This is a genomic window from Rheinheimera sp., assembly GCF_037442525.1.
GTDB lineage: Bacteria > Pseudomonadota > Gammaproteobacteria > Enterobacterales > Alteromonadaceae > Pararheinheimera.
Window position 1 is genome coordinate 179013 of sequence record NZ_JBBIQD010000004.1, and the last position, 13940, is coordinate 192952.

Below are 13940 nucleotides of genomic sequence, written 5' to 3' on the forward strand. Positions count from 1 at the left end.
TTAGGATACCCAACAAAATGTTCAGTGGTAGCGAATTCTTATTAGTTATTACTTTTATGTTTGTCGTAGGTGCGTCTTTAATCATTCGTGCTAAGAGTGGCGGCAAGTATGAAGTGAAAGCAATTGATGTGGTTGTGGGGTTGACCCCATTTCTCATATGGTTGCTTGTGTCGGGAAATCTGGCTGAGTTCAGTGTTGGGGATTTGTCCCTGAAGCTGAGAGAAACCTCTCGATCCACTATATCAAAACAAATTTCAAAGCTGTCTTCCGAAGGGGAAATACTGAGCATAGGCGTCGATTGTATATATGCACACGAAGATGACATACATAGCTTGGAGACATTTCCAACCTACCGTCCTTTCAGGTTTATTATCATTGAGGATCAATGTGAAGATGATGAGCGAGGGGAAAGCAATCCTATATTTGTGGGCATGTTAAGTGTAGAAGACTATAAACGATACTTTTTAGGGCAAAATACAAAACTCAGCGGTAAGTATTTTTTAAGCTTGGTTAAGAAACGAGCAATGAACTCCATTATTGATCTTGGTATTCCCAGTTTTGTATCTATAAATAATGCTGTTAATCCGAACACCGAAAAACTAACAGCGTTGAAAATCATTGAAGAGCTTAATGTAGAGGCATTGCCTGTTGTATCGGATGACAAATACTTTATAGGAATAGTCAGCAGATCAGAACTAGTTGTAAGTTTCGTCGTTGACATGGCGGAGTCAGCAAATTAGCGGTTCCTACAGCTACGTTAACGATCAGCTACACAATTATACCAAATGCTCCGCTGCACTCCAAATTTGGTATATGTGAGCCTAAGCGCTAGGCCATTTATGCGTCATGAAGACATCGCACATGCAAAAATATATATCAATTGAAATGTCGCTGATTTTCAAGGCGCCGTAAATAAAGAAGCCCCAATTGTATGGGGCCTTTGATGATGAAATTATATTTTCAATGATGAGGCTTTATTTTGTGGGATGAATCTTTATTTTCATCCCACATCATTTTCCAATAAAAACAAAATCCTATTCCACAGTCACCGACTTGGCCAGGTTGCGTGGCTGGTCCACGTCTGTGCCTTTGATAATGGCGACGTAGTAGCTCAATAACTGCAGCGGAATGGTGTAGACGATAGGTGCAATCAGCGGGTGCACGTGTGGTACGTTCAGTACCCGCTGGGTGGCGTCTGATTTGAAATGGGCGTCCACATCAGCGAACACATACAAAATACCGCCACGGGCCCGCACTTCTTCTACGTTGCTCTGCAGCTTTTCCAGCAGGTCGTTGTTTGGCGCCACCACAATAATCGGCATGTCGGCGTCAATCAGCGCCAGCGGACCGTGCTTCAGTTCACCTGCGGCATAAGCTTCGGCGTGAATGTAAGAAATTTCTTTGAGCTTCAGCGCACCTTCCATCGCTATTGGGTACTGGTCGCCACGGCCAAGGAACAACGAGTGGTGTTTGTCGGCAAACTCTGTGGCCAGCACTTCAATTTTTGGCGCCAGGGTTAAGGTTTCTTCCAGTTTGGCTGGCAGCGATTTCAGCGCCTGCACCATGTCTTGTTGCTGAGTGGCGGTCAGGCCGTTGTATTTACCAATGGCCAGCGTCAGCATGGCTAAGCCAACCAGCTGGGTGGTGAAGGCTTTGGTAGAGGCCACACCAATTTCAGCACCAGCGCGGGTCATAAAGGCCAGGTCTGATTCACGCACTAAGGACGAGCCCGCCACGTTACAAATGGTCAGGCTGCCTAAATACCCGGCTTCTTTGGCTAAGCGCAGTGCCGCCAGGGTGTCGGCCGTTTCGCCTGATTGCGAAATGCTGACCAGCAGGCTGCCTGGCTGCACAAAGGATTTGCGGTAACGGAACTCGGAGGCGATTTCGACGTTACAGGAAATACCACCTAAGGACTCCAGCCAGTAACGGGCCACCATGCCGGAGTGGTACGAGGTACCACAGGCGACAATTTGCACATGGCGCACTTGTTTAAACAGCTCGGCGGCGCCGTTACCAAAGGTTTCGTCCAGCACAGAGTCGCTGCCTAAACGACCTTCCAGCGTGTTGATAATGGCACTTGGCTGCTCGTAGATTTCTTTCAGCATAAAGTGACGGTACTGGCCTTTGTCACCGGCGTCATAACTGGCGGTTGACTCGGTAATAGTGCGCTCTACCTGCACACCGTTTTTGTCGTACACGGTGACGCTGTGGCGGGTCACTTCAGCCACGTCGCCTTCTTCCAGGAACATAAAACGGCGGGTGACCGGCAACAGGGCCAGCTGGTCTGAAGCAATAAAGTTTTCGCCGATACCAAAACCAATCACCAGCGGGCTGCCAGAACGGGCCACCACTAAATGGCTTGGGTCGGTTTTGTCCATCAGCACTGTGCCGTAAGCGCCGCTGAACTGCTTGACTGCGGTTTGTACGGCGGTTAGCAGCGAACCGGTGTTTTTCAGCTCTTCTTCCACCAGGTGGGCGATCACTTCAGTGTCGGTGTCGGAATTAAACACATAACCTTTGGCCTTCAGCATGTCACGCAGTGGGCCGTGGTTTTCAATAATGCCGTTGTGCACCACAGAGATTTTACCGGACACATGAGGGTGAGCGTTACGCTCAGACGGTTCGCCGTGAGTGGCCCAGCGGGTGTGCGCAATACCGGTGCCACCAGGAACAGGCTGAGCTTTAATGGCGTCCGACAACTCTTTCACCTTGCCTAAACGGCGCACGCGCTGCAGTTCACCGGTGCCATCTAACACCGCCACACCGGCAGAGTCATAACCACGGTATTCCAGGCGGCGTAAACCTTCGACCAGAATTTCTACTACGTCACGTTGTGCTACTGCACCTACAATTCCACACATTTGTTCTACTCCGGTTAAGCAAGAGGGGCGCAAATCACTTTGACGCCATGAGCTGTTATGGCTTGTTTTGCCTCAGGGCTCAGCTGGTCGTCGGTGACGAGCACACTGACCACAGACCAGGGCAATTCAAGGTTATGAATTTTCCGACCGATTTTGTCGGATTCGACCATCACTATCACCTCGCGGGCCACATCGGCCATCACCCGGCTTAAGCTGGTCAGTTCGTTAAAGGTGGTGGTACCGCGCTGCAGGTCAATGCCGTCGGCACCAATAAACAACTGGTCAAAATCATAGGCGCGCAGCATCTGCTCTGCCAGTTGGCCCTGAAAGGATTCCGACTGGGCGTCCCAGCTGCCACCTGTCATCAATAAAGTAGGTTCGTTTTCCAACTCGCGCAGCGCATTGGCAATAGCCAGCGAGTTGGTCATCACCACCAGGCCGGTTTTATGCGATAACTCAGGCAACAGCGCCGCTGTGGTGCTGCCGCTGTCGAGGATAATACGGTTATGGTCGCGGATAAGCGCCGCTGCGGCTTTGGCCAGCTGTAACTTTCGTTGTGAAACTTGTTCGACAGCAGCTTCATGGATCAGCTCCTGCGGCACCAGCACAGCACCGCCATAACGACGCAGCAATAAGCCATTGTCTTCCAGCGCGGTTAAGTCTTTGCGGATAGTGACTTCAGAGGTGTCAAAGTGCGCAGCCAGCTGCTCAACACTGACTTCGCCCTGTTGGTTTAACAGGTCGAGGATCAGACGGCGGCGCTGCTGGGTGTTACGTTTGTTCATCTGCCATTCACTTAAGTTTCGTTTCGAAAGTTATTTTACATGAACGAAACTTAAGTGCAAGAGTGAAAGCTAGTTCAGCGAAGTGGATGGTTGAAATTCGGCGGTGTTTTAGTGCTGATGGCCGTGTTCTGGCCCAATCAGCAGCCACATCAGCAGTACACCCAACAGCATAAACAGCGGTTGCAGCAGGTTGTTGTTTTGCTGTTGTTGCCGCAGCAATGGCATCAAGTCGGCACTGGCCAGGTAGATAAAAGCACCGGCGGTGACCGCCAGCAGATAACTCAGGTTGGGGCTGATCCAATGGCTGATGATCAGGGTGACCACCACGCCAACCAGGCAGGCACTGGCAGAGAGTAAATTGAACAATAAGGCTTTTTTACGGCTGAATCCGGCATGCAGCAATACCGCCACGTCGGAGATTTCTTGCGGCAGTTCATGGATCAGAATGGCCACTGTGGTAGTGACACCTAGCATAGGGTCGACCAGAAAACTGCCCGCAATCAGCACGCCATCAATAAAGTTGTGCACACCGTCGGCCACCAGATTGACCTTGCCGTAACTTTGCGGCCCGGGCAGTTCGGGGTGGTTGTGTTTCAACAGGCGTTCCAGCAGGTAAAAACCCAAAAGTCCAGCCAGCACCCAGCCCAGCACGGGCCGGCTTTCATGCTGCATCGCCAGCGCATCCGGCAACAAATGCAAAAATGCATTGGCCAGCAGCACGCCCACCGCCAGGCTGAGGATCAGCGGCAGAAAAGCCTGCAAACGCCGCTCAGGCAATAAAAACAACACGGCACCGGATAACGACACCAGCATCACTAATGCAGCGGCACTAAGGCTGTACAACTCAATCATGGCTGGGCATCCGGTACTGGGCAGGAAAAGGTGTGACATTATAACTTTGATCTGTGAATGATGGCAGCTTAAACGAAAAAAACCACCTGCACAGCAGGTGGTTGAGCAAAGGCCCAGACAGGGAAAGGTGAGGAACTAAAAACTGTAGCTAATGCTGGCACGCAGGTAGCGGCCAGGTTCGCTGTAACGCTGAATACCATCCGCACTGATATTGTTGCGGCTGCTGGCGGCGTAACGAATGCGTTCCCAGCGGTAGTACTCGCGGTCCAGCAGGTTGTAAGCGCCCAGGCTGGCCTGCCAGCTGTCGCCAAGCTGGAAGTTACTGACCAGATCCAGCACCACAGAGCTACCTGGCAAGTAGGTGACTAATGCGCTTTGGTCGCCGTTTTCGTCGGTCTCGTAGGCGTCTTTGGCCTCAACTTTGGCGGTGTAAGACAAATTGCTGTGTAAATGCCACCAGCTGGTCAGCTGGTACTGCGCACCTAACACCAGGTTGTCCGGACTGGCGGTGATCAGCGGGTCGCCATTGTCTTTTTCACCATCCAGGTGACTGTAAGCCAGCCGCAGTTCAAATTCCGGCGTGACGCGCCAGCTGCCTTCCAGCTCTACCCCTTTGACTGTGGCTTTACCCACGTTGTCGTTGACTGTGTATGGGTTGCCTTGGGTGACTGTGCAACCAAAGCTGGTACAGCTTTCGTACACCGTTTCCGGGTTTTGCACTTGGGTCACCTGAGTGATCAGGTTGTCGTAGGTATCATGGAACACACCCACACGGACCCGACCTTTTTCGCCTTGCCACAGGTAACTCAATTCCAGGTTGGTGCTGTATTCCGCTTCCAGATCCGGGTTAGACAGCGCACTGTTTAAGCCGTCCACCACCACGCCTGTTGCCTGTTCAGTGCGGCTGACATTGGCCGTCTGGAAATACAGCTCTTCGGTGCTAGGTGCACGGAAGCCCCGGCCGACCTGAGCTTCCAGCCGTTGATTCGGATCCAGCTGGTAGCGGCCGGTCAGCTGGCCGGTCAGGGCACTGAATGATAAATCGCGCACTGAGCCGGTTGGGTCGTTAAAACCTTCACCCACAGTCGGGCTGTAGCTGACATGGTCATAGCGGGCGCCGGTCAGCAGGCTGAACTTGCTTTGGCCAAACTGAATATGGTCACGCACATACAAAGCCAGTGAATCGGCATCTGTCTCTGGCACAAAATCCGGGTCAATGTCCTGACGGGCAATTTCTGAGGTTTCGCCAACATAGCTGGTATCCACAGCAGAGAAATCCACTGAGCGCTGTTCATAGCTGCCGCCGTACAACAACTGCTGGCTGATGTCGCCGCCCAGCTCTTTGTCGAAGGCAAAGGCAAACTTCATTAAGTCTTGCTGATAATCCCGGTCTTCACTGCGGTAGCAAGGGCCAGGCGAGCAAAGCCGCGCTGTACTGGCCGGTGCCAGCATCAGGGTGTAGGCATTGTTTTCTGTGGTCTGGAAATCCAGGCTGGAACTCAGGCTGTCAAACCAGGGGGTTTCGGCCAGCCATTGGTGGTTTAAACCAATGCGCTGACGTTTTACCTGGTCATCGCTGTTGCGGGTCAGGTAGCTGCGGCTTAACCAGGACAGGTTATTGGTGTCGGTATCGGCTTTGTAAGATTCAACCGTTAAACCCAGCTCATGGCGCTTGGATGCCTGGTACTTTACCTTGGCCAGAATGTTATGGCTTTGATTGTCGAGTGGGTCTGCCACTGGACGACCCGAGCCGGTAATGGCCTGTTTCTCTGCCGAGTCGTCGTAGTTTTCCATTTCATGGCCATTACGCAGGGTGCCCACCAGCAAGGCTTCCCAGGCACCAGCACGGCCAGCGAGGGTAAGGGTAGTGGCCAGTTCGTCGTTGGCACCGTTGTAAGCGGCCTTCAGCTTCAGCGCCGCATCATCGCCTTCGGGTGTTAAAAAATCGGCCGGGTCTTTGGTGACAAAAAGCACCGCGCCCCCCAAAGAACCACTGCCGGCGGCAATGGCGTCTGCGCCTTTAACCACTTCAATTTGTTTGACCAGATCCGGGTCGACACCACCGCGGCCAGCGGCGAAGAAATCATAAAACGCGTAGGTAGACGGGTTTAAGGTTTCGCCCGCTGACAAACCGTCAACAGTAATGGCCACCTGATTGCCTTCCAGGCCACGGATATTAAAACCTGAGGAGCCAAAACGGCCCTGATCGGTCAGCGTGACACCAGGAATATAACGCACTAAATCCTGCAGCTGCTGTGCCTGTTCTTTTTCCAGTTCGTCCGCCTTTTTTACCACTGTGGCAGCAGTGGTCGATTTTTGACTGTCCAGCGCGTCAGCAGAAACTGTGACAGCTTCCAGTTCAGTGGTGGAGCTTTGGGCATAAAGCGGGGTGATAACTGCAGTACCGATCGCCAGCGCCAGCAGAGATTTTTTTGTCAGCATAGGTAGGTCCTTCGTGTTCAGAAATAACTCTGAATGTGTTTTTGTTGGCGGCAAGGTTAGATCAAATAAGAATTATTCTCAACAAAATATTTGAGATTTATTCGATAAAAATCAATTAGTTAATTAAGATGAACGAAGAAATCCTCGCCTTATTCAGGCGAGGTTTGCAGAAGGGAAAACAGCATTAGTTAGTCGGCCAGTTGCCATTCAATAGCACTGAGTTCTCCGCTGATTTTGTGCTGCTGCGCCGCTAGAGACGGCTGCCAGTCGAGTGGCCATTTCAGGTGCTGATGCCCGCCATGTTCTCTGGCTATCTCCAGATGTAACCAGTAGCGCCCGGCAGGCACCACCTCGCCGCTCAGGTTGCGGCCATCCCAGCGCAATTGCTGCCAGCCCGCTTTATGGGTGGCCCCCGCCAGGCTGTCGAATTGCTCCGGCGCTTGCCTGGCCTGTTTACGCCACCAATGCCGTAATTCCTGCCACCAGCGTTGCTGGACACCCGACACTTCCAGCTGCCGCACCAGTTGTTGTTGCTCATCGGCCAGCCAGAGCGACAGATAAGGCCGCCGTGCCTCACCCGGTAATTCCGGCAATAAATAGCGGATTTGCATCTGCTGACTGTGCTGCTGGCTTGGATCCGCCAGCATGGCATACCAGGGGGCTGAGGCTTGTAGCTGGCCTTGCTCTGTGTGCAGCAAGGCCGCGCTTTGCAATTGGTTTGCCAGCTGTAGCCCTTGTTGCGGAGCAAGAACCGCCAGGCTTTGTGCCAGCGCCCAGGCCTGCACCAGATCGGCCGCTGCAACTGTCGCCTGCGGGCCATATTCCACCGGCCAGCCATCGGCTGGGTTCAGCACTGCGCTGTAGGTGCGGTGTGCCACCTGGTAGCCAGGTGTCAGCTCCGACTCCGCCAGAAACAACTGCCGCGCCCGCAGCTGTTGCAAGCCGGTTTCGCCGAGCTGCATCACCTGCTCTGCGCCCTGATACCATGACAGGCCAGCCAGTTTCAGTTGGAAGCTGTTCGCGTCCGGCCACAGCAACTGCAGCTGCGCCGTCAGTTGTTGAGCCAGCTCAGCCCTGGCGATCCCTGAGTAATGCCACAGGATTTGTGGATCCGTCGCAGGCAATTTGTTCAGCTGCCGACTGTGCTGACGCAGTGCCACCCGGTCAGGCAGCTGCTTCGCTTGCACTGCCTGTTGCCACTGTTGGACTGCAGAACCAAGCCTACAACTGACGCCATTCAGCAATTGCTGGCGCAGTTGCTCGCAGCGCTGCTGCCACTGCTGCTGCAGCTCCCTGGTTGGCTCAAGGTAACTCTGCTGTTGAGTAGCCAGCCACTGTTGCAGCTTGGGCAACTGCTGCTGCCATTGCTGCGCCGGCACGGCCACATCGACAACCAGCTCTGCATCCAACCATTGCTGTTGGTAAGGCTTGGCCTGCAGTTGGCCGGCAAAGCTCAGCACCAGCATCAGAGCAAATGCACGCATTAGTCGGCCCGCTGCGACGGTTCAATAGCTGGCAGGGCTTCTTTCATGCTGACGGCTTTGTCCGCATTGGTGTCCCAACGCGCAAACATGCGATCACCTGATGCCTGGTATTCAGCAGCACTGATCTGCTGATTTTTGTCTTTATCCAGCGCAGCAAAACGCACTTCGGCCTGCTTTAACTGACCAGCGCGGGTTTTGGCAATTTGGCGGTCCAGCCGGTCAACAAACTCGTTCAGGTATTCGTCTGCACTTAAGTCACCATTGCCATCCAGGTCGGTACGCTTAAACGCAGCGGCGCGCTCCGCCAGGTATTCTTCTTTAGTCACCTTGCCGTCGCCATCTTTGTCATACATAGCGAGCATTCCAGCCACACTGTGGGTGGTTGGCATCACCAGCGCCGGACGGGCGCGCACAGGTTCAGGCTTTTCACTGGCAGGGCGTTTCGGCGCTGGGTCCGCTTTGCTAATCACGCCATCTTTGTTGGTGTCGATAAAGTTAAAAGCGCGCTCACCCGAATCCTGGTATTCCGCCAGGCTGATGCTGCCGGATTTGTCTTTATCCAACGCACCAATGCGGGTATGCGTTTGTTTAATTTGGCCTTCACGTTCTGCATGCAGGCGTTTATCCAGCCGGTTGGCGTATTCGTTAACATACTCGTCCAGTTGCAACACAGCGTCCTGGTTTTCATCACCCGAGCTGAAACGCTGCTGACGCACCTGAGCAAATTCTTCTGCGGTCACTGTGCCGTCTTTGTTCAGGTCGTAATCACGGATAAAACTGGCTTTGCTTTCCGGCGTTGGCTGATGCACTGCCTTGGATTTGGCTGGCTCTGCCGCCACCAGGTAACAGCTGCTGACAGCAAGAAACAGGCTCAGGGCTTTGTTCATGGTTTTCATAAGTTGTCCTATTCGGTAATTTCAACCACAGCTGTGTAGCTGTAGCTATAAGTCGGGGCTTTGGCACCAGCGGGGGCGTCGGTGCGGTAACGGTTCAGCAGCAGGTAACTGCCTTTATTTTTCACGCTGAATTCAATGTCGCCCTGGGCGTTAGTGGTCAGCTGCTGCACTGCTTTGCTTTCAGGCTCAGCCTGACCGGCCTGAAACAACTCCACTTTTTGTCCGGCCAGGCCCTGGCCGTTAAACAGCAGGCGGGCTCGTACCGGGGTGTCGATATACAAATCGTTCGGGTGGCTGACAAAGACCAGTTCAAGTCCCTTGCCATGCGCTTTCAGTGCGGCTTTATCCGGAGCACCTTTGCTGACATAGGTTTCGGCCAGCGTCACGGATTGGAAATGCGCCAGCAGCCTGGCGCCTGCAGGCAGGGCTTCATTGGGATCACGGCTGTTTTTTACTTTGCCGTCCTGCTGCCAGCTGCGAAATACAGCGCCATAACGCTGGCCCGTGCTGAAACGGTAAGTGCCTTCAGAGGTTAATTCATGTGCCAGCATGGTCCGGGTTTTGCCCAAAAACAGCTCTTTGGGTTTGACCTGCTGACCATCCGGCTGGGTGACACTGAATTCGCTTTGGTCGAACTTCACTTCGGGCAAAAAGAATTTTTCTGCAAAGGCGGCATCCAGCGTGACCCAGTTATTTACAGGTTCAAAACTGGCAGGGGCCATGTACGGGGTGTGGGCGATGGCCGCCGTGCTGGCCAGGCAAAAAGTCAGCAGCAGGGCCGGTTTTAGATTCAACATAGCAGCTCCAAAGATGAGAATTACTCTCATTTATTTTAGGAGCGCCACTCTTGATCAAATGATAACTATTTGCAACTAGATCTTATCTTGCTGATCTATATTTACATTTAATCCGGGTAATTTGGCTTCAATAGCAATTTGCCGGGTTGCAGTTGCAAGGTTAACGGTACATCACACAACATACGCTGGCTGAAACTGTCGCAATCCAGCTGGTAAATAGGCTGACCTTGCAGTGTCATGGCCAGTAGTTGTTTGGCCTGTTCAGACAAGGGCTGCAGTTTAAATTGCTGATTGCCTGAACCCAGGCTGGAATCCAGTATTTGCAGGTTGGACAGGTACACCGCATTTTTTTGATCATCAAAATAAGGCGTGGCCGCCAGGTGCAGCATCAGATCGGTGCGCAGCGGCAACAATACCGCATCCAGCTCTGCCGCCATCTCCAGTTTCAGTTCCACCTGCTGCTGTTGCCCCGGCGCGATCTGCAGTTGCAGCTCTTTGGTGGTCAGGCTTAGCGGCACCCCCAATAAACGGCCTCGCTGAGCCTGCGCCTGTAATTGCTGATCCAGCTGCTGTTGCAGTTCCAGCTGGCTCAGGCTGTATAAATCAATCCGGTTCATCTGGCTGCAACCGGCCAGTAAAGCCAAAGTGGCAATTGCAGAGACTGCTGTGGTTTTCATGCTGAATTAATCCTCTGAACGAATGAGTGAACTTTAGGTAATCAAGCTGAACCCGGCCTGAGTTCACAATTTTTTTTGCGACGGCTTCCAACTATTTTTGCCACAGCTTCGACTAAGTCCTAGTGAACACAGGAGCAGATGGCATGAAAACCAAAGACCCCTTCCAGTTACCAGGCTTCAGACAACTGGCCCAAACTTTCGTTTTGCTGGTGGTGTTGATGACGGCTTTTGATGCTGCCTTGCAGTGGCTCAGCCTGAGTTTACATCACCAGGCCTTGCTGGTGCCTGAGCTGATTTTTCCAATGAGCCTGCTGACGGCATTATTTTAACCAAGCTTCCATCTGGAACCTTAAAGCTGCCGTAAAAGGCCCATTTTCCGCCATTCTTCAGGCTTCTTCAGCAAAGCTTCAGGCAAAAAAACACTAGTTCACGCAAGCTGGCCGGGTCCAACATCAGGAGACCAGGTCATGAAACCACTGTTACAAAAACTCTTCTTCAGTGCCACCTTAAGCCTGAGCCCTTTGCTGCAGGCCGCTGAACCTTTGGCTATTCAGGCAGAGATTGAGGCGCTGAACCTGCAGAAAATGGCAGGCATTTTAGTGCAACAAAACGGCCAGTTGCTGTACGAGCAGTATTTTAACGGCAGCTCAGCCAATGAGCTGCATGACATTCGTTCAGCGAGTAAGTCGGTCACCAGCCTGCTGTTTGGTATTGCGCTGCAACAGCAGTTGTTTACATCAGAACAGGATCTGGTGTTGCCGCTGTTCGCTGACTACCAGCCGCTGCTATTTGCCACCAAAGCAAAATCAGTCATGACTTTTTTCCAGCTGCTCAGCATGACCAACCCGCTGGAATGCAACGACTGGACTGACTATTCGGCCGGCAATGAAGAACGTATGTACCTGCAGGCGGACTGGCTGTCTTTTGTGTTGAATCTGCCCGAACGTGGCCATGCGCCCTGGGAAAAAGCACCGGCAGATCAGCCCTACGGCCGGGATTTTGCGTACTGCACCGCTGGTGTGTTTCTGACTGGCGCTGCTATCGAGCGCAAAACAAAAATGAAGCTGTCGGATTACGCTCAGCAGCAGTTATTTACGCCTTTAGGCATCAAGGAGGTTAGTTGGCCTTACAGCCCCAAAGGACTGACACAGGGCGGCGGCGGACTGAGGATAAAAGCGCCTGATTTACTGAAACTTGGCCAGTTGATGTTGAATAAAGGCCAATGGCAGGGCAAATCGCTGGTCAGCGCCGACTGGCTGCAAAAGAGTTTTACCGCTTATTCAGAAGCTATGCCTGAACTGCATGCCGATTACGGCTTAACCTGGTGGATTTTTACCTATCAGCTCAATGGCAAAACCGTGCAGGCTTATGCGGCGGCAGGCAACGGTGGCAACTACCTGTTTGTGATCCCGGCTTTCAATGCCACAGTGGTCACCACCAGCAGCGCCTACAACACCAAGTACATGCACCAGCAAATTCACCGGCTGATGCAGACAGTTATTTTGCCGGCACTATCAGCCCGTTCAGTTTAGGCAACACGTAGATCGCAATTTTGGCGCGTTCGCTGTCGGCAGCACGCGCCATTGCCTGCAAGCTGCGTTGATAGGCGGCTTCGTCGTCAAGCTGGTGAAACACTGGCAACTGCTGAATAAAACGATAATCCAGATAACCATTGCGCTGAGCCTGCTGCAGCGCTTCGATGGCTTGCTGCCGTTGGTGGCTGGCCAGCAGGCTGATAGCGCGGTACACCCATAAATCAGGCCAGTCCTCGACACTGACCTGGATCGGCTGTTGTTGCTGAGTGTCGCGTTGAAACCAGCTAAGCCAGGCCCTGGTGTATTCGGACTCCGGCCTTAAACTGGCCGCCTGCTGCAGTAAAGCCTGCGCTTGTTCCGGCTGTTGCTGGCGCAGCGCCAGAATGGCGGCAATTTCATAACTGTGGGCCGATCCCATGCCTTTGTTATGCAGTGCCGTTAACAGCTTTGCAGCAGCTTCGTCCTTGCCTTCTGTCAGCTCAAACCTGGCCAGCGCGGCAATCACCACGGCAGAATCCGGTGCTAACTGATAAGCCCGCTGGTGCCACTCCCGGGCCTGCTCTGTTAGTCCAGCCAACGCCAGGCATTCGGCCACCTGCAAAAACTGGTAGTGCAGCTCGGTGCCAACAATATCCATGTTTAAATGCAGCGCTTCATGCAATCGGCCTTTTTGCCGGTACAGGTAAGCCAACCCGCCTTTGGCTTCGGTTAACTGGCGGTCTTGCACCAGCGCCTGCTCATACAAAGCAATAGCCTGATTAATTTGGCCCAGCACATCAAAATAAAATGCCCGCAACCAGAGCCGCCTGGCGCTATCCGGTTGCGCCGCCAGCAGAGTAGCAGACAGCTGATCGGCTTCCTGTAGCAAAGTGGGGTCACCGTTAAACTTCGAGACCTGATGCAATAAAGCGACCGTCAGCCCGAACTTCGCACTGTCCGAGCCAGGGTCCAGTGCCAGCACATCACGAAACAGTTGAATGGCATGCGGATTGGCGGCTGCATTAAATTGTGCCGCATAGCTTTTGGCTTTTTGCAGCAGCAAACCATGATCCGACAGCGGCTGGCTGGGCTGGCTGCTGGTGTCTGTGCTGGCCGGCGTTCGCTGCACCAGATAGGCGGCGAGCAACGCAGCCACAATGGCCACCACGGCTACAGCCAACAAGGCTTTGTGCACTTTAGCCATCCGGCGGCGATCAGCTGGTGGTGCGGTGACGCTTGTCAGACTGTCCAACAGAACGACGTCCGCCACCCAACGGTAGCCCGTACCCCGAATCGCTTCGAAGTAACGATCGGCAGTGTCCGCCAGCGCTTTGCGTAACAACGAGGCGCGCTGGCTAATGGTTTCGTCGCTGACATAACTTTTTTGCCAGACTTTTTCCGCCAGTTCATCGGTGCTGACTACCTGACCCCGTGCGCTCACCAGCACCAGCAAGAACTTATAGGACAAAGGCGGGAGCGCTATCGCCTGGCCGTTACGGCGCACGCTGTGGCGACTGCTGTCTATCTGCAGATCGGCGGTTTGAATATACAGGGGCGGTATCGAATTCATCCTGGTCCTTTGCATGGCTACGCATTCGCAGCCTCACTGCGACACAAAAAGCTGAGCCC

12 protein-coding genes are annotated in these 13940 nt (G+C 53.3%); 3 read left to right on the forward strand and 9 right to left on the reverse strand.

The features are described from left to right. The first annotated feature begins 17 nt into the window (after positions 1–17). Positions 18–740 carry a CBS domain-containing protein gene (locus tag WKJ03_RS09070; protein WP_337841870.1) on the forward strand — a complete coding sequence of 241 codons (723 nt, stop codon included), beginning with the start codon at positions 18–20 and terminating at the stop codon, positions 738–740. A gap of 294 nt (positions 741–1034) precedes the next feature. Here the strand turns inward: WKJ03_RS09070 and glmS are convergent, their stop codons facing one another. From glmS to WKJ03_RS09110, 8 genes are all read right to left on the reverse strand, one after another. Beyond that, complete coding sequence (gene glmS, locus WKJ03_RS09075) at positions 1035–2864, reverse strand: glutamine--fructose-6-phosphate transaminase (isomerizing) (protein WP_337841871.1); 1830 nt, start codon at positions 2862–2864, stop codon at positions 1035–1037. A gap of 14 nt (positions 2865–2878) precedes the next feature. Then, on the reverse strand, positions 2879–3649 hold the full coding sequence (locus WKJ03_RS09080) for a DeoR family transcriptional regulator (RefSeq protein WP_337841872.1): 771 nt from the start codon (positions 3647–3649) through the stop codon (positions 2879–2881). A gap of 108 nt (positions 3650–3757) precedes the next feature. After that, on the reverse strand, positions 3758–4501 hold the full coding sequence (locus WKJ03_RS09085; RefSeq protein WP_337841873.1) for a ZIP family metal transporter: 744 nt from the start codon (positions 4499–4501) through the stop codon (positions 3758–3760). Positions 4502–4636: 135 nt separating this feature from the next. Continuing rightward, a complete protein-coding gene (locus WKJ03_RS09090; RefSeq protein WP_337841874.1) occupies positions 4637–6943 on the reverse strand; it encodes a TonB-dependent hemoglobin/transferrin/lactoferrin family receptor in 2307 nt (768 codons plus the stop codon). A 188-nt stretch (positions 6944–7131) separates the two neighbouring features. Continuing rightward, entirely contained in the window at positions 7132–8427 is a 1296-nt protein-coding gene (locus WKJ03_RS09095) for a DUF2271 domain-containing protein (protein ID WP_337841875.1), read from the reverse strand. Further along, positions 8427–9323: a hypothetical protein gene (locus tag WKJ03_RS09100; RefSeq protein WP_337841876.1), complete on the reverse strand. Its 897-nt coding sequence runs from the start codon at positions 9321–9323 to the stop codon at positions 8427–8429. Before WKJ03_RS09100 ends, WKJ03_RS09095 begins: the two co-directional genes overlap by 1 nt. An 8-nt stretch (positions 9324–9331) precedes the next feature. Continuing rightward, positions 9332–10120: a DUF4198 domain-containing protein gene (locus tag WKJ03_RS09105; protein WP_337841877.1), complete on the reverse strand. Its 789-nt coding sequence runs from the start codon at positions 10118–10120 to the stop codon at positions 9332–9334. 107 nt (positions 10121–10227) lie between these two features. Next, on the reverse strand, positions 10228–10797 hold the full coding sequence (locus WKJ03_RS09110) for a DUF1439 domain-containing protein (protein ID WP_337841878.1): 570 nt from the start codon (positions 10795–10797) through the stop codon (positions 10228–10230). Between the two features lie 143 nt (positions 10798–10940). Between WKJ03_RS09110 and WKJ03_RS09115 the strand changes: the two genes are divergently transcribed. Together WKJ03_RS09115 and WKJ03_RS09120 are read left to right on the forward strand one after the other, a co-directional pair. Beyond that, a complete protein-coding gene (locus WKJ03_RS09115; RefSeq protein WP_337841879.1) occupies positions 10941–11126 on the forward strand; it encodes a hypothetical protein in 186 nt (61 codons plus the stop codon). A 138-nt stretch (positions 11127–11264) separates the two neighbouring features. Continuing rightward, entirely contained in the window at positions 11265–12329 is a 1065-nt protein-coding gene (locus WKJ03_RS09120) for a serine hydrolase (protein WP_337841880.1), read from the forward strand. Here the strand turns inward: WKJ03_RS09120 and WKJ03_RS09125 are convergent. Then, a complete protein-coding gene (locus WKJ03_RS09125) occupies positions 12295–13881 on the reverse strand; it encodes a winged helix-turn-helix domain-containing protein (protein ID WP_337841881.1) in 1587 nt (528 codons plus the stop codon). The two genes, WKJ03_RS09120 and WKJ03_RS09125, sit on opposite strands and share 35 nt — an antisense overlap. Positions 13882–13940: the final 59 nt, after the last annotated feature.

Coding starts and splice junctions, on each gene's coding strand:
- WKJ03_RS09070 (WP_337841870.1), top strand. CDS start 18: ATGTTCAGTGGTAGCGAATTCTTATTAGTTATTACTTTTATGTTTGTC.
- glmS (WP_337841871.1), bottom strand. CDS start 2,864: ATGTGTGGAATTGTAGGTGCAGTAGCACAACGTGACGTAGTAGAAATT.
- WKJ03_RS09080 (WP_337841872.1), bottom strand. CDS start 3,649: ATGAACAAACGTAACACCCAGCAGCGCCGCCGTCTGATCCTCGACCTG.
- WKJ03_RS09085 (WP_337841873.1), bottom strand. CDS start 4,501: ATGATTGAGTTGTACAGCCTTAGTGCCGCTGCATTAGTGATGCTGGTG.
- WKJ03_RS09090 (WP_337841874.1), bottom strand. CDS start 6,943: ATGCTGACAAAAAAATCTCTGCTGGCGCTGGCGATCGGTACTGCAGTT.
- WKJ03_RS09095 (WP_337841875.1), bottom strand. CDS start 8,427: ATGCGTGCATTTGCTCTGATGCTGGTGCTGAGCTTTGCCGGCCAACTG.
- WKJ03_RS09100 (WP_337841876.1), bottom strand. CDS start 9,323: ATGAAAACCATGAACAAAGCCCTGAGCCTGTTTCTTGCTGTCAGCAGC.
- WKJ03_RS09105 (WP_337841877.1), bottom strand. CDS start 10,120: ATGTTGAATCTAAAACCGGCCCTGCTGCTGACTTTTTGCCTGGCCAGC.
- WKJ03_RS09110 (WP_337841878.1), bottom strand. CDS start 10,797: ATGAAAACCACAGCAGTCTCTGCAATTGCCACTTTGGCTTTACTGGCC.
- WKJ03_RS09115 (WP_337841879.1), top strand. CDS start 10,941: ATGAAAACCAAAGACCCCTTCCAGTTACCAGGCTTCAGACAACTGGCC.
- WKJ03_RS09120 (WP_337841880.1), top strand. CDS start 11,265: ATGAAACCACTGTTACAAAAACTCTTCTTCAGTGCCACCTTAAGCCTG.
- WKJ03_RS09125 (WP_337841881.1), bottom strand. CDS start 13,881: ATGAATTCGATACCGCCCCTGTATATTCAAACCGCCGATCTGCAGATA.